The organism is Arthrobacter gengyunqii, assembly GCF_023022985.1.
GTDB lineage: Bacteria > Actinomycetota > Actinomycetes > Actinomycetales > Micrococcaceae > Arthrobacter_B > Arthrobacter_B gengyunqii.
This window is the reverse complement of the sequence record NZ_CP095461.1, coordinates 1,240,666-1,261,059: the sequence shown is the minus strand read 5'-3', so window position 1 is coordinate 1,261,059 and position 20,394 is coordinate 1,240,666. Positions and strand designations below refer to the sequence as shown.

The window sequence follows — 20,394 nt, the reverse complement described above, 5'->3', positions numbered from 1 at the left end:
TGACCAATGCTGAGGAGCTCACCGTGAAGAAATCATCACCCGCCCTTGCTTCCCTGGCCGCAATAGCGGCCCTTGGACTCGCCGCCTCGCCGGCTTCCGCCGGCGGATGGCACCCCGATCCGCCGGATTCCGGTTCGGCTACTCCTGTCGCCGGAGAAGTCACGACCCTCGCCGAAGGACTGCTCTCACCCCTGAGCTTCGCCGTTGGCCGCAGGGGAACCCTGGACGTAGCCCAGGACTTCGCCGGACTGCTTACCCGAATCACGCCTGACGGCGCCACCGAAATCCTTGACAGCGCGGCTCCCGGCTCCGGCTACTCTGTCGGGGCGGTATCGAAGTCATCAACGAGGCTCGGCACAACGTTTTACACCATGGTCGTCGGCGCCGCCACGAACGATCCTGCACAGAACATGTCAGTCCTGAAGTCGATAGACCGGAACGGCACCATTAGGACCATCGGAGACATCGCCGGCTATGAATTCTCGGAGAATCCGGACAGCGTCAACCAGTACGGATTCGACAACCTCGATCCGGCGTGCGCCGCCCAAATACCCGCTGATGGTCCGCCGGTGTCCTACACGGGGCTGAAGGATTCCAACCCCTACGCTTCTCTCCCGGCGCGCCGCGGAGTGATCGTTGCCGACGCCGGAATGAACGCCCTGATTCGTGTGGACCGTAACGGCGGCATCTCCACTGTCGCCGTGCTGCCCCCGATTCCCCTTGCAGTCACCGCTGAGATAGCGGGGGGCTTTGGCCTGCCGTCGTGCACCGTGGGACTCACCTACAACCTGGAACCGGTACCGACCGACGTCGAACGAGGTCCCGACGGCTACCTGTACGTGACGTCGCTCCCGGGCGGTGGCGGGCTGGACAACGGATCGGTGTTCAGGGTGAACGAACGCACCGGCGAGACAGAACTCGTAGCCACCGGATTCGCCGGAGCGACAGGTCTGGCAGTGAACGACGACGGCGATATCTTCGTGGCCGAACTGTTCAGCGGCCGGATCTCGGTGGTGCCCGCCGGATCCGATACTCCGGAACTCTTCTACGCAGTGAACGAGCCCGGCGCCCTGGAGCTTCACGACGGCGCGCTGTACGCCTCGACTGATGTGCTCCCTCCCGGCGGAGTGCAGGAACCAGACGCTGAGGAGCCGCCGGTAACAGAGCCTCCGGTTGAGCCGGCTCCGCCGGACGGGCGCATTATCCGCATTGAGTTCGAAGACAACGACGACGACTGCAGCGGCGGCCGGTGGGGCCACCACGGCCACCATGGGTCGGACTCGGACTTCCTGGGCGAGGAGCAGGAAGACCAGTAGAAACGGTGCAGAACCCGCACCCGATGCCGTGTTGGGATGGTATCGAAGAAACAAAGGAAGAGGGCGGTTCCCCCGCAGGGGAACCGCCCTCTTCACTTCACTGCAAAAAACTATTTAGCGTCGGAACCTGCCGCAGGAGTGTCCTCATCTTCGGCGTCGTCGTCTTCCTCATCGAAGTCCTCGTCCTTGCGGTACGGGTCGGCGTCACCGGCGTAGGTGGCGCCCTTCTTGAGGGCTTCGAGCTCTGCGTCGCGTGCCTTGGCAGCCCGGATCAGTTCTTCCAGGTGGCTGGCATTCACGGGAATCTCGTCGGGGACGAATTCCAGCGTGGGCGTCAGGCGCACGGTGATGTTCTTGCCAACCTCGGCGCGCAGGACGCCGCGGGCGGACTCCAGGGCTGCCTTGGTGTCTGCCTGCTGCGCTTCGTCACCGAAGACGGTGTAGTACAAAGTTGCATGCTGCAGGTCATTGGTGACGCGGGCGTCGGTGAGGGTCACAAACCCCAGCCGGGGATCCTTGATCCGCCGTTCCAGCGCCTGGGCAACTACAACCTTGATTCGGTCAGCGAGCTTTGCAGCGCGTGCTGGATCTGCCATTACCTCTCCTTAACTAAGATTTGTGGGTCGTACGACGACGACGGCGCAGGCCGGGCAGTCGTGTACGTCAGGTGTCGTGCGCGGACAGGCCCGAAGTAATCCGGGAGCCGGGCCGACCTCGGCGGGGGCCAGCCGCCGCATGGCGCTGGCCCAACCGCCGGGGATGGGACCGCCGGTATACCGACGGCCCCACCGGGTTACTGCTAGACGCGCGGCTTCTCGCGCATCTCGAAGGTTTCGATGATGTCGCCTTCGTTGACGTCGTTGAACGAGCCCAGACCGATACCACATTCGAAGTCCGTGCGGACCTCGGTGGCGTCGTCCTTGAACCGCTTGAGCGACTCAACGGTGAGGTTGTCACCGATGACCTTGCCGTCACGGGTGACCCGTGCCTTGGCGTTGCGGCGGATAACACCGGAGCGGACGATCGAGCCGGCGATGTTTCCGAACTTGGAGGAACGGAAGACTTCGCGGACCTCGGCGGTGCCGAGCTGGACTTCTTCGTACTCGGGCTTGAGCATGCCCTTGAGTGCAAGCTCAATGTCATCGATTGCTGCGTAGATGACGGAGTAGAAGCGCATGTCCACGCCTTCGCGCTCTGCCAGGTCGGCAACGCGCTCGGCCGGCTTGACGTTGAAGCCGATGATGACGGCGTTGTCCACCGTCGCCAGGTTGACGTCGTTCTGCGTGATGGCACCGACGCCGCGGTGGATGACGCGCAGCTGCACGCCTTCGCCAACGTCGATCTTGAGCAGCGAGTCTTCCAGGGCTTCCACGGCACCGGAAACGTCACCCTTGAGGATGAGGTTAAGGGTGTCCACCTTGCCGTCAGCGACAGCCTGGTCGAAGTCCTCGAGGCTGATGCGCTTGCGGCGCTTGGCCAGGGCCGCGTTGCGGTCCGCGGCTTCACGCTTCTCAGCGATCTGGCGGGCGGTGCGCTCGTCGTCAGTAACGAAGAACGTGTCGCCGGCGCGGGGAACGTTGGACAGACCCAGCACCTGGACCGGACGGGAAGGTCCAGCCTCGGTGACGGTCTCGCCGTTCTCGTTGAACATGGCGCGGACGCGGCCGTGGGCCGTTCCGGCAACGATCGTGTCGCCGACCTTCAGCGTTCCGGACTGGACCAGAACGGTGGCAACTGCACCGCGGCCCTTGTCCAGGTTGGCTTCGATCGCGATACCGCGGGCGTCCTTGTTCGGGTTGGCGCGCATGTCCAAGGCTGCGTCTGCGGTGAGCAGCACGGCCTCAAGCAGGGCGTCAATGTTGAGGTTCTGGCGGGCAGAGACCTCAACGAACATGGTGTCGCCACCGTATTCCTCGGGAACCAGACCGTATTCGGTGAGCTGACCGCGGACCTTCTCCGGGTTGGCGCCTTCCTTGTCGATCTTGTTCACTGCGACCACGATCGGCACATTTGCTGCCTGGGCGTGGTTGAGTGCTTCAATCGTCTGCGGCATGACGCCGTCATCGGCTGCGACAACCAGGACGGCGATGTCGGTCACCTTGGCACCACGTGCACGCATGGCGGTGAACGCCTCGTGGCCCGGGGTGTCAATGAAAGTGATCGGACGCGTGGCGCCCTCGTGATCGAACTGGATCTGGTAGGCACCGATGTGCTGGGTGATGCCGCCGGCTTCGCCTTCAACCACCTTGGTGTTGCGGATGGCATCCAGCAGGCGCGTCTTACCGTGGTCAACGTGACCCATGATGGTGACTACCGGAGGACGTGCCTCCAGCTGGTCGTCGCCTTCCGCTTCCAGCTCGGCATCGAAGTCGATGTCGAACGTGCTCAGCAGTTCGCGCTCTTCGTCTTCCGGCGAGACAACCTGGATCTTGTAACCCAGTTCCGAACCCAGGACACCGAAGGTCTCCTCGTCCAGGGACTGCGTGGCCGTTGCCATTTCACCGAGGTGGAACAGAACGGTCACGAGTGCTGCCGGGTTGGCCTCAATCTTGTCAGCGAAGTCCGTGATGGACGCGCCGCGGCGCAGACGGACAACAGTGTTGCCGTCGCCGCGGGGTACTGAAACGCCACCCAGCGACGGAGCTGACATCTGCTCCAGTTCCTGCCGCTTTGCCCGCTTCGACTTGCGCTGCTTGCCGCGTCCTGCGCCGCCCTTGCCGAAAGCACCGGCAGTGCCGCCGCGTCCGCGGCCGCCCTTGCCGAAGCCGCCGCCGACGGGTGCGCCGCCGCCTGCACCGGGAGCTCCACCCGGAGCGCCGCCCGGACCCCTGCGGGGGCCGCCACCGGCACCGCCGCGTGCCGGCGCTGCCGGACGCTCAGTGCGGTTAGGCATCATGCCCGGAGTCGGACGTGCTCCGCCGGGACCGACGGGACGTGCCGAAGCCGGACGCGGGGCGCCCGGACGGGGTGCACCCGGACGCGGTGCGCCCGGACGCGGGCCTCCGGAGCCGGCTGCCGGACGGGGACCGCCGGCGCCCGCTGCTGCGGGACGCTCGGTGTTCTCGTCACGGCGGCCCGGACGGGGCATGCCCTGTGAAGGAGCGAACGGGTTGTTGCCCGGACGCGGTGCGCCCGTTCCGCGGTCGTTCTCGCCGCGGCCACGGGGGCGCGGCATACCCTGGGAAGTTGCAAACGGGTTGTTGCCCGGTCGTGCCGCCGGACGCGGAGCACCCGGACGGGGTGCACTGCTGCGGCTGCCGCTTTCGGCGGAAGCAGCAGGCTTGTCAGCCTCCGGAGCCTTGGGGCCCGGACGCGCACCGGGCTTGACGCCCGACGACGGAGCAGCAGTGGTTTCCGCTGCGGGGGCCGAAGCCTCCGGGGCGGCGGCGGGAGCTGCGGCCTCCGGCGTCGGCGCTGCCGGAGCAGCTGCTTCTGCCGGTGCGGGTGCTGCAGGTGCCGAAGCCGGCGACGCCGGGCTGGGGGCTGCCTGCGCCGGGGCAGCGGGTGCTGCCGACGGGCGGGGGCCGGGTGTTCCGGCCTTCTCAGCCGGCTTGGATTCGGGCTTTGATGCGGACGCCGGGAAGGCGCCGCGAAGCTTCTTGACTACGGGTGCCTCAATCGTTGATGAGGCGGAACGGACGAATTCGCCCAGTTCCTGCAGTTTTGCAACTGCGTCCTTCGAGGTGATGCCGAGCTCTTTGGCGAGCTCGTGTACGCGGACCTTGGCCACATTTCTCCTGTCTCGGTCCGCACCGAGCCAGGTACGAACCGTCTATTTCCTGCGGGCTTCCACTGCAGTCACAGCAAAGCCCATAGCAGAGCACAACAAAGCACTCATCGCTGGGTACTCATCGGGTTTCCATCAGATTTCTGACCCGCTTTCAGGTTGGACGGTTTCGAGTCCGCTCCCGGTCGGAGCGTCCTCAAGAGCCTTGAACCAAGCTTCCGCGTCTGCGGTCTCAACCGGCCCCCGAAAGGCCCGGTGAAACGCATGTCGCCGAAGCGCTGCTGCAAAGCATGCTGTCCCGCGGTGCACCCAGGCCCCGCGGCCAGACATACGGCGGCGTTCGTCAACCCGGATGGCAATCCTGCCGTCCGTGCCAACTGCTGCCAGCCGCATCAATACAGCCTGGTCATCCGTTTTCCTGCACCCTATGCATGTCCTTATCGGGACGTGCGCTGCAGCGCCTGAGGCTGCAGGGGACAAAAAGAAAGCGGACGGTGACCCGGCCTCGTCCATTCTAACGCGTTTCTCTCCCGGTGCCGCATCCACGCGCAACAGCCTCGTACTTAGGCGCTCTTGGCGTCGGAAACGATGTCAATTCGCCAGCCGGTCAGCTTTGCTGCCAGGCGGGCGTTCTGACCTTCCTTGCCGATCGCCAGTGAAAGCTGGTAGTCGGGAACCACAACGCGGGCCGAACGGGTGTCCTCGTCGGTGATGGTGACGGAGTTCACGCGCGACGGCGAGAGGGAGTTGGCGATGAACGTCGCCGGATCCTCGTCGAAGTCCACGATGTCGATCTTCTCGTCATGCAGTTCGGTCATGACCGCGCGGACGCGCGAACCCATCTCGCCGATGCACGCGCCCTTGGCATTGATGCCCGGGACGTGTCCCTTGACGGCGATTTTGGTGCGATGGCCGGCTTCGCGGGCCAGCGCCACAATCTCAACGCTGCCGTCGGCGATCTCGGGCACCTCCAGCTCAAAGAGCTTGCGCACCAGACCCGGATGGGAGCGGGAGAGCGTGATGGACGGGCCTTTGAAACCGCGGCGCACATCGACGACGAAGGCGCGCAGCCGGGAACCGTGGGTGTACTTCTCGCCGGGCACCTGCTCGGTGGGAGGCAGCAGCGCCTCGACGGCGCCCAGGTTGACCTGAATCATATGCGGGTTGTTGCCCTGCTGGATCTGCCCGGAGACAATTTCCCCTTCGCGGCCCTTGAACTCGCCCACAATGGCGTCGTCTTCGACGTCGCGCAGCCGCTGCAGGATGATCTGCCGGGCGGTGCTTGCCGCGATGCGGCCGAAACCGGTGGGGGTGTCGTCAAACTCGCCCACGGGCTGGCCGTCGTCGTCCACTTCCGTGGCCCAGATGGTGACGTGGCCGTTCTTGCGGTCCAACTCCGCGCGGGCGGTGTCCTGGGCTCCGGCGGTCTTGTGGTAAGCCACCAAAAGCGCCTGCTCGATGGTCGGAATCAGCAGATCCAGGGGGATCTCCCGTTCGCGTTCCAGCAGCCTCAGCGCACTCATATCAATATCCATCTAGGCCTCCTCAGCTGTGGTTTCTTCGTCGCTGCCGGCTTCGCCGTCCAGCGGTACGTCGTCAAGATGCGCGAATTCAACTTCTACGCGTCCTTTGCGGATGTTGCTGAACGGCAGAGTGGTCTGCGCGCCCTGCTTGGGCTTCATGCCTTTTTTGACCGGCAGTTCCGGGATCAGCGTGATTCCGGTGTCTTCAACGGAAACCAGGCGTCCCATGACATCGTCGCCTTCCACGATGTTGACGCTGACCATGCGTCCGACGTTGCGGCGCCAGTGGCGCGGCTCGGTCAGCGGCCGCGACACACCGGGAGAGGAAACCTCCAGGTTGTAGGGTCGCCCGTCGTCGTTGGGATCCGCGTCCATGGCCTCGGAGACCGCGTGCGCGACGTCGGAAATCCGGTCGAGGCTGACGCCACCGGCTTCCCCTTCGGGAAGATCCACGATGACGTGCACGGTGCGGCTGGCACCGGCCATCTTAATCTCAATGTCCTCGAGGAAAAGCTGCTGCTGTTCAACCGTGGGGGCAAGGAAGTTCTTGAGTCGCTGGGTTTCAGCGGTAATTTCTGCGTGCATGGCCTTCTTGCGGTAATCCGATGACGTGTCTTTTTTGGGGCTGGGCCGAACCGCCATAGGTGCCTCCCACTAGATGATGTTGTACCTACTAGCGTACCGACTTTCCTGAGTCGCTACGGCATCGCTGCAGACGGGGGACCGTTTCATGGCATTATCGAAGGTAGTGAAGAAGCCCCCGTCCCGCACAGCGCCCGCGGCCGGCCGCGCCGGACGGGCGACGGCGGTCCTGGGCGGCGTGAGGCGTACCACTTCGCTGCTGGTGCTCGCAGGCGTGGTCCTCAGTTTCAACTTGGTTGCCGGCAACGGATCCGCAGAGGACCGTCCCGCCAGTTTTTCCGAGATCGCACAGACCGACGCACGTGCGGCCGCCGTTGAACTGGCCGGGCAGGCGCGCCGATTGTCCGAGGAGATCTCCTCCGGACGCTCCCGCCAAGCACCGCGCTCCCCGGGCACGGCAGCTTCGGCGTCCCTCGCTGACGAGCTCAACAGCCAGGCAGAGATCCTGGGGGAGCAATCAGCGGTGCTGACCCGCACCGGCAGCCTTCGGCGCGGCACTCCGCCCTCCGCTGCGCCGGTCCCCGATTCCAGTTCCGGACCCGGCAGTGAACCGGCCGCGCTGTACGTACAGGCTCTTGCCGATTCCGCCCGGAGCAGCATGGACGCGGCACTGCGCGCCGACGGCGGGACTGCACGGTTGCTGGCCTCCACCGGCGCAGCACAGCAGGCGCTGGCCCTGCGCGCCGCCCAAGCCGCCGGCCTGGATGCTCCCCCGCTCTGGGAACCTGCTGCAGCCGCCGGCGGGAGCAACAGCTGCTCCGACGGTCAGGCGGGACCGTCATCGCCATCGTCCGGGGCTGCTTCGTCCGGGGTGGCTCATGCTGGTGTTGCTTCTGAATCGAACGCGTCCCCGGCGGCCGGCCCGGAGGACGAGGACCAGCCCGATGCTGCCGGAGCCCTTCAAGGCGCCATCGACGCGGAATACGGAGCAGCGTACGCCCACGAAGTAGCCATGGCCCGCACTTCCTCCGCAGCCACCCGCACCGCCCTCGGGGAGACCCGGGAAGACCATCTCGCCGCCGGCGCGCGCGGCGTGCTGCTGCTGCCTGAGCTTTGCCTGCCGGCGCTCACTCCCGCGCCCGCCTACTCGCTGCCGGCGTCGTTCAGCGATGACCCTGCCGGGGACCTGGCGGATCTGGAGGCCGCCCTGCCCGCCGTGTACGCCGATCTGGCCGGGCTTGGCACGGGAAGTGTCCGGGCGTGGGCCGTTGACCGGCTGGCCGAACTGAGCACGGAGCTGTACCTGGAGGACGCCTCAGTGCCGGCTTCGCCCGGTCTCGACGCCGAGCCGGAGGGGCTGCCGCGGGCAGCCGGCACCGCCTAGCCTTGTAGTCATGTCTGTTCCTGTTACCGTTCCCGCTGCGCTGCAGCGACAGTATGGCCGCTCGCGGTCCGGCCGCGATTGGCTCCTCCGGCTTCCGCTTGTGTTGTCCGAGGCAATGGAGCGCTGGGAACTGGCTCCGGACCTGCCCCGCGGGGTTGAACCGTGGCATGGACACGGGGCGCTTGTGCTGCCGGTGACATCTCCCCACGGGCCCGCCGTCCTGAAGGCCGCCTACCCGCACGCCGAGGCCCTTACCGAACCGGCCGCCCTGGGGTTGTGGTCCGGGCACGGCGCGGTGCGGCTGTACGCCAGCCATTCCGACACGGGCACACTGCTGCTGGAGAGGCTGAACCATCGGCGGGACCTGTCCGATACCGAGATGGACGCCGCTCTGGACGTTTGGGGCGGGCTGGTGCGGAAACTCTCCCTGCCGGTGGCGGACTCCCCCGCGTGGGCCGGCGTTCCGTCGCTGGCGGAACGGGCCGAGCAGCTGTCCGACGAACTGCCTGCTGACTGGGAGGATCTGGGCCGCCCGTTTGAACGGTCGCTCCTGGAGGCGGCGTTGGAGGTGTGCCAGACCCGCGGCGCCGTGGGCCGGCGCAGCAGCAATGACGTGCTGGTCCACACCGATCTGCACTTCGGAAACATTTTGTACCGCGACGGCGGATCCGGCGCGGAGCAGGGATTCGTCGCCATTGATCCGCAGGCCATGGTCGGGGAGCCGGAATTCGCGGCCGCGCCCATGCTGTGGAACCGGTTGGAAGAGCTGGACCCGGACCGGCCACGGGCAGCCCTGCGCCGGCGGCTGGCCCGGATGTGCAGCGCCGCGGGGCTGGACCCTGAGATTGCCCGGCAATGGAGCGTGCTGCGGGAGACGGCGAATGCCCTGGACTACGTCAGGACCGGGCAGCGGGCCGACGCCGACCGCTCGGTGTGGGTGGCCAACGCACTGGCGGCGTAAGGGCTTCCGCCGGTGCAACACCGCACCTATCCGCGGATGTTCTCCACCCACACGTCGTAGCCGAGCTTGCAGATCAGCGCACTGACCACCACCAGGAACACGACGCGGATGAACTTGCTGCCCTGCTTCACGGCCATCCGCGCACCGATGTAACCGCCGATCATGTTGGAAAAGCCCAGGACCAGGCCGATTCCCCACAGCAGCGCACCGTTGGGCAGGAAGAAGGCCAGCGCCCCGAGGTTGGTCGCCATGTTGACGATCTTCGCCTTGGCGCTGGCCGCCAGGAAGTTGTAGCCCAGGAACGTGACCATGGCGATGATCAGGAAGGAACCCGTGCCGGGGCCAATCAGCCCGTCGTAGAACCCGATCGCCAGGCCGATGCCGGCCGCGGTTCCGTAATGCCGCCGCCCGGTGTGGCGAAGCTTGGTCAGTTCCCCGACAGAGGGCCGCAGGGCGGTGAAGATGGCCACCGCGATCAGCGCCACCACAATGATCGGTTTGAACACCGAGGACGGCAGCGAGACTGCCAGCGCCGCTCCCCCGAAGCTGCCGACCAGCGCGACGGCGGCCATGGGCAGGGCCGTCTTCAAGTCGGGATGGGCGCGGCGGTAATACGTGATGGCGCTGGTGGTGGTGCCGAAGATGGAGCCCATCTTGTTGGTGGCCAGCGCCTGCACCGGAGTGATTCCCGGGATCAGCAGCAGGGCGGGAAGCTGCAGCAGCCCCCCGCCTCCCACGACGGCGTCAATCCAGCCGGCGGCAAGGCCCGCCACCACCACAAGAAGGATGGTGGCGAGCTGGATCTCCTCGAGACCGGAGACCACGCGGCGGCGTCGTTACTGTGCCGCTGCGCGGCGCACGTACTCCACCGCTTCGGCCACGGGAACGTTCTCGGCGTTGCCGGTGGCACGGTCCTTGATTTCCACGACGCCGTCGGCCAGGCCGCGGCCCACCACCAGGATGGTCGGAACACCAATGAGCTCGGCATCGCCGAACTTCACGCCCGGGGACACCTTGGGACGGTCGTCGTAAATGACTTCCAGTCCCGCAGCTTCGAGTTCCTCGGACAGCTTGGCTGCCGCTTCAAAGATTTCCTCGCCGCGTCCGGTGGCCACCACGTGGACATCGGCGGGTGCGACGGAGCGCGGCCAGACGATTCCCTTGTCGTCGTGGTTGGACTCGGCCAGCGCTGCGACGGCACGGGTGACCCCAACGCCGTAGGAGCCCATGGTCACGGTGACCAGCTTGCCGTTCTTGTCCAGCACCTTCACGCCCAGTGCCTCGGCGTACTTGCGGCCGAGCTGGAAAATGTGGCCCATTTCAATGCCGCGAGCCGCTTCCAGGGGACCGGTTCCGTCCGGAGCCTCGTCGCCCTCGCGGACTTCAACAGCTTCGATGACGCCGTCCCAGGTGAAGTCGCGCCCGGCCACCAGGCCAATGACGTGCTTGCCGGCGGAGTTGGCGCCGGTGATCCAGCTGGTGCCGGAGACCACGCGCGGGTCCACCAGGTACAACAGGCCGGTGGCCGACTCGGTGCCGAGAACCGGCTCCTCCGTGGACAGGCCCGGGCCAATGTAGCCCTTGACCAGACCCGGATGCTTCTTGATGTCCTCGTCGGTGGCTGCTTCCACTTCCAGCTCGCCGCCGATTTCGACGTGCGCGGCAATGTTGGCTTCGATGCGCTTGAGGTCCACGGCGCGGTCTCCGGGAACGCCGACGACGACGATCCGGCGTTCGCCGGTGGGCAGCGTCACGGCCAGGACAACGTTCTTCAGGGTGTCAGCAGCCGTCCACTCCCCCGATTCGCGGCTGAACCGTTCGTTTGCCACAGCCACCAGAGTGTCGATGGTGGGCGTGTCAGGCGTGTCCACGACCTTCGCCGCAGGTGCTCCGGCGTAGTCAATGTCGGCGGGGCGTACCGTGGTGACGGCTTCGACGTTTGCGGCATAGCCGCCGGCGGAGCGGACATAGGTGTCCTCGCCCACCGGGGTGGGGTGCAGGAATTCCTCGCTCTTGGAACCGCCCATGGCGCCGGAAACAGCGGACACCACAACAATCTCCAGGCCGAGGCGCTCGAAGATGCGCAGGTACGCGCCGCGGTGCGCCTGGTAGCTGGCCTCCAGGCCGTCGTCGTCGATGTCGAAGGAGTAGGAATCCTTCATGATGAACTCGCGGCCGCGCAGCAGGCCGGCGCGGGGGCGGGCCTCGTCGCGGTACTTGTTCTGGATCTGGAACAGTGAGACCGGCAGGTCCTTGTAGGAGTTGTACAGGTCCTTGACCAGCAGGGCGAACATTTCCTCGTGCGTGGGAGCCAGCAGGTAGTCGCCGCCCTTGCGGTCCTGCAGCCGGAACAGGTTGTCTCCGTACTCGGTCCAGCGGTTGGTGGCTTCATAGGGTTCACGCGGCAGCAGGGCCGGGAAATGCACTTCCTGCGCTCCGATGGCGGCCATTTCCTCGCGGATGATGGTCTCGACCTTATTCAGAACGCGCAGCCCGAGCGGCAGCCAGGAATAGATGCCGGGAGCGGCGCGGCGGATGTAACCGGCACGCACCAGGAGGCGGTGGCTGGCAACGTCCGCGTCGGAGGGATCTTCGCGCAGGGTGCGCAGGAAAAGAGTGGAGAGTCGAAGGACCACGCTGGGTATCCGTTTCTGCAGCCGGTGGCTGCATTCATGCTGGGACAAATGAGGGAAATACTGCTCCCCTCTAATCTAGCGCCTGCCGCCCCCGCTGCCGGACAAGCGGACGACGACGGCGGGGCCGGCCCTGCGGTGCAGGTCCGGCCCCGGTTCGCGCTGGTTCGGGTCGTCTACCCTGAACGGTTGGTTGCGGGGGTTGTGTCAGCTACTTCGCCAGTTCTGCGAGCAGGGCGTTGGCGAGATCCTCGGCCTTGGACATGGATGCGCCGCCCTCGGGGCCATTCAACGTGATCTGGATATTGGTGGTGCCGGAGACGACGCTGAGCTGCGTTGATTCGGTCACTTCCTCGCCTGCGGTGATGGCCGTCCGGAAGGCCTGCGTCTGCTCGGCATCCGTCGTCGCGTCAACGGGTTCGATGCTCGCGGTCATGACCTGTCCGGCAGCTTCCATCTGGAATTGCGCACATTCTTCCAGCAGGAGGCTGTTATCGGCGAACTGCTTTTCCATCACCGATTCGTCCGGATGACTGGCAATCATCAGCATATCCGTTGCCGTGAGCATCAGCATCGCCATGTTGGCGCTTTCCAGTATGCCTGCGATGTCGGTGGTGGCCAGCACATCACACTTTTCAGGGGTGATGGTGACTCCGGCCAAGGCATCCGGGGCTTCCTGAAGCAGCGGACTGAGCATTTCCTGATTGGCGATTTCTCCACTCAGGCCCTGATCAGCCTTGACGGCCTGGAGTGCGGCCTCAAGCTCTTCCGGCGTGTACTGGCTCTGGCCCACGGCCAGGGTGGGCGTGGGCGTGGCGGTTGCCGACGGCGAGGATTCGGACGCGGCCTCGCTGCCGTCGTCCGAACTGCCGCAGCCGGAAAGTGCAAAAACGCCTGCCACAAGCAGTGCTCCGGCTTTCATGGATTTCTTCATGGTTGTTCCCCCAGTATTTTCTGTTGGCCGGGCCGTTCCCGGGCAACCGTGCTGTTGATTCCTGTACCTTCCCGTTCGGAAAGGACCAAGCTTGTGCAGTGCTTACTTCTCCAGCTCCGCGAGGACCGCGTCGATGAGTTCCGCGGCCTGGGCTGATGCTTCCTCCGGGTCCGCTGCGTCACTGTCGGTGACCACAACGTTGGTGGTGCCCGAAGCGGCTGAGACCTTCAAACCGCTCAGGGTGGTGCCTTCGGCAGTCATCGTCAGGGTGAAGGCCTGCGTTGTCGGTGCCTCCGTGGACACATCGCGGCGCTCAGTGGTGCCGGCGGCGGTGAATTCGTCGTCGCCCATCTCAAACTCGGCGCATTCGCTCAGCCCGGTTTCATTGTCCTCCATCAGCGTGTCCAGGGCCGAGGCTTCCGGGTGGCTGACCAGCGTGAGCTTCTGATCGGAGCCGAGTCTCACGGACGCAATGTTGGCCTGCTCCACATCCCCGAAGAAGTTCGCGAAACTGGCGATCCCCTCGCACGTCGCGGGGGTAATCGTGATGCCCTCGGGCAGTGACTGCTCGTCCAGGTACTGACGGAGGGTCGCATCGTCGGATATGACGCCGGTTCCGCCCTGAGCGGCGTTCACTGCCTCGAGGGCCGCAAGGAGTTCATCTGCTGTGTACTGCTCCTGCCCGACGGCCAGTGTGGCCGTTGGCGACGGGGAGGACACTGTCTCTCCGTCCGAGGCCTCGGCCGGCTCATCGGAACTGCCGCAGGCAGAAAGAGCCAGCATTCCCGCAAGCAACAGGGCACCGGCTTTCATGGTGTTCTTCATGTTTCCCCCAGTGTTGCTCCGCTGCCGGCCAGACCGGCGACGGAACGTGATAGTCAATGCACGTTCCTCATCGGAAGTGCACTGACGATCCTAGGGCCGTGACGCGCCTCACGCGAAATTGCGGCGTTTCAGGACACGGCGCTTCAGAAGAGGATGGTGGCGAAGGTGCCCACCTGCTCGAATCCCACGGCCTCATAGGTGGCGCGGGCCGGAGCATTGTAGGAATTGACGTACAGGCTCACCAGCGGGGCAACCTGCCGGGCTGCCTCAACCACGGCTGACATATAGGGGGCGCTCAGTCCGCGGCCGCGGTAGGCGGGGTTCATCCACACGCCCTGCACCTGAACCGCACTGCTGGAAACCGTGCCCAGCTCGGCTTTGAACACCACCTGGCCTGAGGCATCGAAGTCCACCAGGGACTGCCGGCGGGCAATGAGGGACTTGACCCGCTGCCGGTAGTGGTGGCTCCCGCCGCTGATCGGCGAATAGCCCACTTCCTCTTCGAACATGGCGGCGCAGGCCGGCAGCAGGACATCCAGTTCCGAAGGCTGGGCGTAGCGCAGTCCCGGAGCCGGCTGCACCGGGGAAACTCCGGTCATCTGGAGCAGGGGCTGGTCGCTGCGCACGTCGAAGGGCCGGGGGCTGGAGTGCTGCAGCTCGGACCAAATGGACAGCACGGCTTCCGCCGGACCAAAGATGGAGGAATAGCGGTGCCCCGACCGGCCGAGGAACCGGCCAATTTCCGGCCCGTTCTCAGCCGTCACCCCCACCGGAACCACGTTGACGCCGGACCAGCAGGCCGCGGTGAGGTCTCCGCCGTCGAACACCCCCACAATCCGTCCGCCGGCCGAAGTGGGCGCCGCCGTGCGGGTTGTTTCGAGGTGGGACAGCAGAAAGATGTTCGCCACCGGGTCCTGCTCGGCGAGGGCGCGGAGAGCCGCAGTGTCCTCGCCGCCAAGGATCCGCAGCGTACCGGAACTGCCGCCGCGGACGTCCTGTCCGCTGCGGACGGTTGTCACGGTTTTAGCCGACAGTAACCATGGGGCCACCCGTGCCAGCATTTTCGCCATCAGGCTCCCCCATGCTCTCTGCGATCTTCATAGCCTCTTCAATGAGGGTCTCAACGATCTGGTCTTCGGGAACAGTCTTGATGACTTCTCCCTTCACAAAGATCTGGCCCTTGCCGTTGCCCGAGGCCACTCCGAGGTCAGCTTCGCGGGCCTCGCCCGGTCCATTGACCACGCAGCCCATGACGGCGACGCGGAGCGGAACCTCCATGCCCTCAAGTCCGGCGGTGACCTGCTCAGCGAGAGTGTACACGTCCACCTGGGCGCGGCCGCAGGACGGGCAGGACACGATTTCCAGCTTCCGCGGACGCAGGTTCAGCGACTGCAGGATCTGGTTGCCCACCTTGATTTCCTCCACCGGCGGAGCCGACAGGGAGACGCGGATGGTGTCGCCGATGCCCTTGGACAGGAGTGCCCCGAAGGCGGTGGCGGACTTGATGGTTCCCTGGAACGCCGGACCGGCTTCGGTCACACCCAGGTGCAGCGGCCAGTCGCCGCGTTCGGCCAGGAGCTCGTAGGCCCGGACCATGACCACGGGATCATTGTGCTTGACGGAAATCTTGAAGTCGTGGAAATCGTGCTCCTCGAAGAGGGACGCCTCCCAGACAGCGGATTCCACCAGCGCCTCAGGCGTTGCCTTGCCGTACTTGGCCAGCAACCGGGGATCCAGCGAGCCGGCGTTGACGCCGATGCGGATGGATGTTCCATGATCCTTTGCCGCCTGCGCGATTTCCTTGATCTGGTCATCGAACTTGCGGATGTTTCCGGGGTTCACGCGAACGGCGGCGCAGCCGGCGTCGATGGCCGCAAAGACATACTTCGGCTGGAAGTGGATGTCCGCAATCACGGGAATCTGCGACTTCTTGGCAATGATGGGCAAAGCGGCGGCGTCGTCGGCACTGGGGCACGCGACGCGCACAATGTCACAGCCCGAGGCCGTCAACTCTGCGATCTGCTGCAGGGTCGCGTTGATGTCCGTGGTGGGCGTGGTCGTCATGGACTGGACGCTGATGGGGAAATCGGAGCCGACTCCCACCGAGCCCACTTTGATCTGGCGGGTTTTTCGCCGCGGTGCCAGGGTGGGCGGCGGTGCTGCTGGCATTCCAAGGTTGACCGAGGTCAAAACGTCCTCCATGTGCCTCATCGGCAGTTATTCGGCAAAAGCACGGTACGGATCCGCGCTAATCCATTATCCACCCTGACGGGTGCGGGGTGTGCGAATATCGTTCAGGGCTTAGACGAGGTGGGCGAACGCGCCTACCGCCGGTGACCACTGCGTGGTCTTCATCCCGGAAATGGCGCCGACGGCGGCAAAGGGGTCCTGCTTCAGCAGGGACACCAGATCCGCCTCATCTTCAGCGGTGAAGATGAGCAGCGCTCCCGCTCCGTCCACGAACGGACCCGAGGCCAGCACGCGGCCCTCTTCCGCCAGACCGGACAGCCACTGGCGGTGGCGGGGGCGGTGCTCGTCACGGAGGGCGGCGGAGTCGGCGTCGTACACGTATTCAACTGCGAAAATGCTCATTGCCCCAGCCTACGGGATGCCCCTCTCACAAGAGGAAGGCACGCGCCGCCGTGGCCACCGCCACAGCCCACAGCATGGAGGCCAGGGTGCCGATGATGAAGCGCTCGGCTGCGGCCGGGGTTTCCTTCAGCTCGGCATACCGGCCCAGGCCCTTGATCGCCACCACGTAGGCGATCGCCACCGGTTCGGAGCCGAGGATGGCGCCGGCAACAGCGAGCCTTTCCAGCACGCCGATCATCAGGCCTCCCCGGAGCACGGATCCCGGAGCCGGGGCGCGCCTGATCGGCCCTGCCCGCACCGGGGTCACCGTTCCGCCGGGCCCTGCCGTGTCCGTAACTGCTTGGGGCTCGGCGCCGAAACCGGCATCGAGGTTCTGGTCTGCTGCCGGATCGGCTTCGGAGAACGGCGGGCCGGAGCTTTCCACGGCCCGGGCCAGGCGGAGCACGACTGCCGTGACGGGCCATCCCAGGGCTGCTGCAGCCAGCAGGGTCAGGACAATCCAGATGAAATCCGTCATCGGAGCTCCGTTCCGTCGGCGGCGGCACCCGGCGTGGCGTGGATGCTGGCCGGATCATTTCCGCGGGCCAGATCATCGGCGCGGGCGAGGAGCACGGCCGCCGCGGGACGGGCTGCCCATTCTTCCTGCCATCCGGCGCGGGCCGTGGTCTTGCCCACGGACTGCGGACTGATTCCGAGCCGGCGGGCCGCGGCGCTCTGCGAACCCCAGGTTCCGGGCTCAACGTGTTCCAGGATCCGCCACTGTTCAGGGGTGCGGTCCCGGATCAGCCGTCCGATCAGCACAAGAACGGCCTCGGCATCAGCGGCACCGGGCGCTCCGGCCACGGCCAGGGGCGGACGGTCACCGGTCTTCTTGGCCCGCTCCACGGCTTCACGCGCTGCCACGAACGCCGGCCCCGAGGCTTCCCGGGTTGTGGCCGGCAAGGGCAAATCCACTGCACCGACGCCGATGCCCACGGACCAGTGGCCGTTCCGCAGGGCGCGCAGCGCCGCCTCCACCGCCGCGCCGGCATCGCTGGTGATGCCCTGGACTTCATCGCCGACCGACCGCTCGAAGGGCCGGTCCATGGGCACGGACCCCAGCAGCTCCAGCAGGTCCGGCACGCGGTCCCGGCCGCTGCGGCTGCCTTTTTGATCAATCGTCAGCACAAACATGTTGAAACCGTATGCGGTTGTAATTCAAATAACAACCGTTCACGGGTTCAAGTTCGGGTCCGGTCCGGCGCGCCGGGGTCGCGGTGTTGCGCCGCCTAGTTGAAAAGGCTGACCGGTTTCACGATGTCCGCGTAGATGAGCAGGACACTCATCCCCATCAGCAGGGCAAACACCACGTAGGTCACGGGCAGCATTTTCGCCAGATCGAAGTGGCCCGGGTCGGGCCGCTTGAACAGCTTTGCTATGCGCCGGCGCAGCCCCTCCCAGAGCGCTCCCGCCACGTGGCCGCCGTCCAGCGGCAGCAGCGGGATCAGGTTGAACACGAACAGTGCCAGGTTCACGCTGGCCACCAGGCCCACCAGAGTGGCCACCTTGCTGGCAACGGGCACTTCCTCGAGGGCTGAGATTTCACCGGCGATGCGGCCCACGCCCACCACGCTGATCGGCCCGTTCGGATCACGCTCTTCCGAGGAGAACGCTGCCTGCGCCACGTCCACGACCCGCTGCGGCAGGTTAATGACCACTCCGGCAATGCTGCGCAGGTTGTCCCCCACCGCGGGCAGGACCTCGGTGCCCGGCTGCCGGACCAGTTCCGTGTCGGCGGCCACCCCGATGAATCCAACTTCCTTGGTCACCGGGTTGCCGGCGTCGTCGGTGACGGGGGCGCCGTCGTCGTCGGTCACCGGACGCTCAGTGAGCAGCGGGGTGATCATGGTGTCCTGCTCGACGCCGTCGCGCACATAGGTGACGGAAACCGACCGGCCCGCGGCTTCCCTGATCCGCTCCGAGAGATCGGTCCAGCCGTTCACCGGCTGCCCGTCAAAGGCGGTGATGGTGTCACCGGGCAGCAGCCCTGCTTCATACGCGGGAGCGGCAGGATCCGCGTCCGTGCATTCCGTCTGACCCTGCGCGGCCTGGTCGGAGGTGATCACGCATTGATTGACCTCGGCGAGCCGGGTGGTTGTCTGTGCCGTGCCGAATCCCATGAGCAGCACGGCGAAAAGCACGACGCCGATCAGCAGGTTCATGAAGGGCCCGCCGAGCATGACGATGATCCGCTTCCAGATCGGCAGGTTGTAGAACATCCGGTTCTCGTCGCCGGGCTGAAGCTGCTCGGCGGCAGCCGCCCGGGCATCCGTGGCCAACTGCTGGAACATTCCGGTGCTGGAGCTCCGGACCGTGCCGTCGGCGTCGTCGGCCTTGTTGGGCGGGTACATGCCCACCATGGAAACGTAACCGCCCAGCGGCAGCGCCTTGACGCCGTATTCGGTTTCGCCGCGGCGCCGGGAGAACACAGTGGGACCGAACCCGATCATGTACTGCGTCACCCGGACCTTGAAGGCCTTCGCCGGCACCAGGTGGCCCACCTCGTGCAGCGCAATGGACACGGCGATGCCCACCGCCACGAACAAGACGCCCAGGATGAAGAGCAGAACGGTCAACGGATTTCCTTAGGTTCAACGGAACAACGGGTCATGGCTTCAGCGCCCGCAGCGTTCCCGTGCAGCCGCGCGGGCCCACTTCTCAGCTGCCAGCACGGACTCCAGCGTCAATGGCGCTGTGTCGGTGTGTTCGGCCAGTACGGCGGAGATCGTATCAACGATGTCTGTGAATCCAATGAGACCGTCATGGAAGGCGTCCACGGCTTCTTCGTTGGCGGCGTTGTAAACGGCCATGCCGGTGCCGCCGGCCGCGGCGGTGCGCTTGGCCAGCGCGACGGCGGGGAAGGCCTCTTCGTCCAACGGCTCGAACGTCCACTCCGCGGCCTTGGACCAGTCGCAGGGCTTCGCGGCTCCGGGCACGCGGTGCGGCCAGCCCATGCCCAGGGCAATCGGCAGGCGCATGTCCGGCGGCGAGGCCTGGGCGATGGTAGAGCCGTCCACGAACTGGACCATGGAATGGACCACTGACTGGGGATGGACAACGACGTCGATCCGTTCCAGCGGGATATCGAAGAGCAGGTGGGCTTCGATGACTTCCAGTGCCTTGTTGACCATCGACGCCGAGTTGGTGGTGACCATCCGTCCCATTTTCCACGTGGGGTGGGCCAGCGCCTGATCGGGGGTGACGTTCTGGAGTTCGGCCCGGTTCATGCCGCGGAACGGTCCGCCGGAGGCGGTGACCACCAGCCGGTCCACTTCCTCCGGCGTGCCGGAACGCAGCGCCTGGGCCAGGGCGGAGTGTTCCGAGTCCACGGGTACCAGCTGTCCGGGGGCGGCGGCCTTCTTGATCAGCTCTCCCCCGACAATCAGGGATTCCTTGTTGGCCAGGGCCAGCAGGTGTCCGGCAGCCAGCGCCGCCAGGGTGGGTTCCAAGCCGATGGAGCCGGTGATGCCGTTGAGCACCACTTCGGCTTCGGGCCAGGCGGCAATGGCGGTGGCGGCGGAGGGGCCGGTGAAAAGCTCGGGATCGTAGTCCGTGACGCCGGCGGCGCGGGCGGCGTCCTGCACGGCTTTGTGCAGGGTGTCGTTGTCCGCCAGGGCGCAACCCACGGCGGCGGCCCGGGTATGGACGGCCTGCTGCGCGAGCAGGTCCAGGTTGGAGCCGCCAGCGGCGAGCGCGACGATGGTGAAGCGGTCCGGGGCAGCGTCCGCCACGTCGATGGCTTGGGTGCCAATGGAACCGGTGGAGCCCAGAAGCACCACGCGGCGGGGCACGCCTTCGGTGCTGCCGAAGGGCCGGTGGGTGGCTGCGGACGGGGTGCCTGAAGTTCCGGGAAGCTGCATGCTTCCAGTATCGCCCAC

The 20,394-nt window shown here is 66.0% G+C and carries 19 protein-coding genes; 3 read left to right on the top strand and 16 right to left on the bottom strand.

Annotated elements, in window-relative coordinates:
* The first annotated feature begins 23 nt into the window (after positions 1-23).
* Positions 24-1,316, top strand: a complete 1,293-nt coding sequence (locus tag MUG94_RS05710) for a ScyD/ScyE family protein (protein WP_227908157.1) — start codon at positions 24-26, stop codon at positions 1,314-1,316.
* A 110-nt stretch (positions 1,317-1,426) separates the two neighbouring features.
* Here the strand turns inward: MUG94_RS05710 and rbfA are convergent, their stop codons facing one another.
* From rbfA to rimP, 5 genes are all read right to left on the bottom strand, one after another.
* The gene (rbfA, locus tag MUG94_RS05705) at positions 1,427-1,912 is read right to left on the bottom strand and encodes a 30S ribosome-binding factor RbfA (protein WP_227908156.1); all 486 of its coding nucleotides are present in this window, start codon (positions 1,910-1,912) and stop codon (positions 1,427-1,429) included.
* 203 nt (positions 1,913-2,115) lie between these two features.
* On the bottom strand, positions 2,116-5,046 hold the full coding sequence (infB, locus tag MUG94_RS05700; RefSeq protein ID WP_227908155.1) for a translation initiation factor IF-2: 2,931 nt from the start codon (positions 5,044-5,046) through the stop codon (positions 2,116-2,118).
* A gap of 132 nt (positions 5,047-5,178) precedes the next feature.
* A complete protein-coding gene (locus tag MUG94_RS05695) occupies positions 5,179-5,556 on the bottom strand; it encodes a YlxR family protein (protein ID WP_227891794.1) in 378 nt (125 codons plus the stop codon).
* A gap of 50 nt (positions 5,557-5,606) precedes the next feature.
* A complete protein-coding gene (gene nusA / locus MUG94_RS05690) occupies positions 5,607-6,578 on the bottom strand; it encodes a transcription termination factor NusA (RefSeq protein WP_227891223.1) in 972 nt (323 codons plus the stop codon).
* On the bottom strand, positions 6,579-7,208 hold the full coding sequence (rimP, locus tag MUG94_RS05685) for a ribosome maturation factor RimP (protein ID WP_341481645.1): 630 nt from the start codon (positions 7,206-7,208) through the stop codon (positions 6,579-6,581).
* A gap of 88 nt (positions 7,209-7,296) precedes the next feature.
* Between rimP and MUG94_RS05680 the strand changes: the two genes are divergently transcribed.
* A complete protein-coding gene (locus MUG94_RS05680; protein WP_227908154.1) occupies positions 7,297-8,532 on the top strand; it encodes a DUF4439 domain-containing protein in 1,236 nt (411 codons plus the stop codon).
* A 10-nt stretch (positions 8,533-8,542) separates the two neighbouring features.
* The gene (locus MUG94_RS05675) at positions 8,543-9,493 is read left to right on the top strand and encodes an aminoglycoside phosphotransferase family protein (protein ID WP_227908153.1); all 951 of its coding nucleotides are present in this window, start codon (positions 8,543-8,545) and stop codon (positions 9,491-9,493) included.
* Positions 9,494-9,519: 26 nt separating this feature from the next.
* Here MUG94_RS05675 and MUG94_RS05670 read toward each other — a convergent pair whose 3' ends face one another.
* The 11 genes from MUG94_RS05670 to dxr form a co-directional block, all read right to left on the bottom strand.
* On the bottom strand, positions 9,520-10,317 hold the full coding sequence (locus MUG94_RS05670; protein WP_227891227.1) for a sulfite exporter TauE/SafE family protein: 798 nt from the start codon (positions 10,315-10,317) through the stop codon (positions 9,520-9,522).
* Between the two features lie 12 nt (positions 10,318-10,329).
* Complete coding sequence (locus MUG94_RS05665; RefSeq protein WP_227908152.1) at positions 10,330-12,129, bottom strand: proline--tRNA ligase; 1,800 nt, start codon at positions 12,127-12,129, stop codon at positions 10,330-10,332.
* Positions 12,130-12,337: 208 nt separating this feature from the next.
* Complete coding sequence (locus tag MUG94_RS05660; RefSeq protein WP_227908151.1) at positions 12,338-13,060, bottom strand: hypothetical protein; 723 nt, start codon at positions 13,058-13,060, stop codon at positions 12,338-12,340.
* Positions 13,061-13,162: 102 nt separating this feature from the next.
* Positions 13,163-13,885, bottom strand: coding sequence for a hypothetical protein (locus tag MUG94_RS05655; RefSeq protein WP_227908150.1), 723 nt, complete (start codon positions 13,883-13,885; stop codon positions 13,163-13,165).
* Positions 13,886-14,028: 143 nt separating this feature from the next.
* Positions 14,029-14,904 (bottom strand): GNAT family N-acetyltransferase, encoded by an 876-nt coding sequence (locus MUG94_RS05650; protein ID WP_341482160.1) that lies wholly within the window; start codon positions 14,902-14,904, stop codon positions 14,029-14,031.
* A 4-nt stretch (positions 14,905-14,908) separates the two neighbouring features.
* Complete coding sequence (gene ispG / locus MUG94_RS05645) at positions 14,909-16,075, bottom strand: flavodoxin-dependent (E)-4-hydroxy-3-methylbut-2-enyl-diphosphate synthase (protein ID WP_227891796.1); 1,167 nt, start codon at positions 16,073-16,075, stop codon at positions 14,909-14,911.
* Positions 16,076-16,186: 111 nt separating this feature from the next.
* Positions 16,187-16,477 carry a YciI family protein gene (locus MUG94_RS05640; RefSeq protein WP_227891232.1) on the bottom strand — a complete coding sequence of 97 codons (291 nt, stop codon included), beginning with the start codon at positions 16,475-16,477 and terminating at the stop codon, positions 16,187-16,189.
* A 25-nt stretch (positions 16,478-16,502) separates the two neighbouring features.
* Complete coding sequence (locus tag MUG94_RS05635; protein ID WP_227908149.1) at positions 16,503-16,994, bottom strand: hypothetical protein; 492 nt, start codon at positions 16,992-16,994, stop codon at positions 16,503-16,505.
* The gene (locus tag MUG94_RS05630; RefSeq protein WP_227908148.1) at positions 16,991-17,650 is read right to left on the bottom strand and encodes a MarR family transcriptional regulator; all 660 of its coding nucleotides are present in this window, start codon (positions 17,648-17,650) and stop codon (positions 16,991-16,993) included. The genes MUG94_RS05635 and MUG94_RS05630 overlap by 4 nt, the downstream gene beginning before the upstream one ends.
* Before the next feature lie 95 nt (positions 17,651-17,745).
* Entirely contained in the window at positions 17,746-19,092 is a 1,347-nt protein-coding gene (locus MUG94_RS05625) for a M50 family metallopeptidase (RefSeq protein WP_227891236.1), read from the bottom strand.
* A gap of 39 nt (positions 19,093-19,131) precedes the next feature.
* Complete coding sequence (gene dxr, locus MUG94_RS05620) at positions 19,132-20,376, bottom strand: 1-deoxy-D-xylulose-5-phosphate reductoisomerase (RefSeq protein WP_227908147.1); 1,245 nt, start codon at positions 20,374-20,376, stop codon at positions 19,132-19,134.
* Between the last annotated feature and the right edge of the window lie 18 nt (positions 20,377-20,394).

Bases quoted from the DNA above. Each gene is read 5' to 3' on its own strand.
- nusA (WP_227891223.1), bottom strand. From the start codon at position 6,578: ATGGATATTGATATGAGTGCGCTGAGGCTGCTGGAACGCGAACGGGAG.
- MUG94_RS05655 (WP_227908150.1), bottom strand. From the start codon at position 13,885: ATGAAGAACACCATGAAAGCCGGTGCCCTGTTGCTTGCGGGAATGCTG.
- MUG94_RS05695 (WP_227891794.1), bottom strand. From the start codon at position 5,556: ATGGACGAGGCCGGGTCACCGTCCGCTTTCTTTTTGTCCCCTGCAGCC.
- MUG94_RS05640 (WP_227891232.1), bottom strand. From the start codon at position 16,477: ATGAGCATTTTCGCAGTTGAATACGTGTACGACGCCGACTCCGCCGCC.
- MUG94_RS05635 (WP_227908149.1), bottom strand. From the start codon at position 16,994: ATGACGGATTTCATCTGGATTGTCCTGACCCTGCTGGCTGCAGCAGCC.
- MUG94_RS05675 (WP_227908153.1), top strand. From the start codon at position 8,543: ATGTCTGTTCCTGTTACCGTTCCCGCTGCGCTGCAGCGACAGTATGGC.
- MUG94_RS05680 (WP_227908154.1), top strand. From the start codon at position 7,297: ATGGCATTATCGAAGGTAGTGAAGAAGCCCCCGTCCCGCACAGCGCCC.
- rimP (WP_341481645.1), bottom strand. From the start codon at position 7,208: ATGGCGGTTCGGCCCAGCCCCAAAAAAGACACGTCATCGGATTACCGC.
- MUG94_RS05630 (WP_227908148.1), bottom strand. From the start codon at position 17,650: ATGTTTGTGCTGACGATTGATCAAAAAGGCAGCCGCAGCGGCCGGGAC.
- dxr (WP_227908147.1), bottom strand. From the start codon at position 20,376: ATGCAGCTTCCCGGAACTTCAGGCACCCCGTCCGCAGCCACCCACCGG.
- MUG94_RS05660 (WP_227908151.1), bottom strand. From the start codon at position 13,060: ATGAAGAAATCCATGAAAGCCGGAGCACTGCTTGTGGCAGGCGTTTTT.
- rbfA (WP_227908156.1), bottom strand. From the start codon at position 1,912: ATGGCAGATCCAGCACGCGCTGCAAAGCTCGCTGACCGAATCAAGGTT.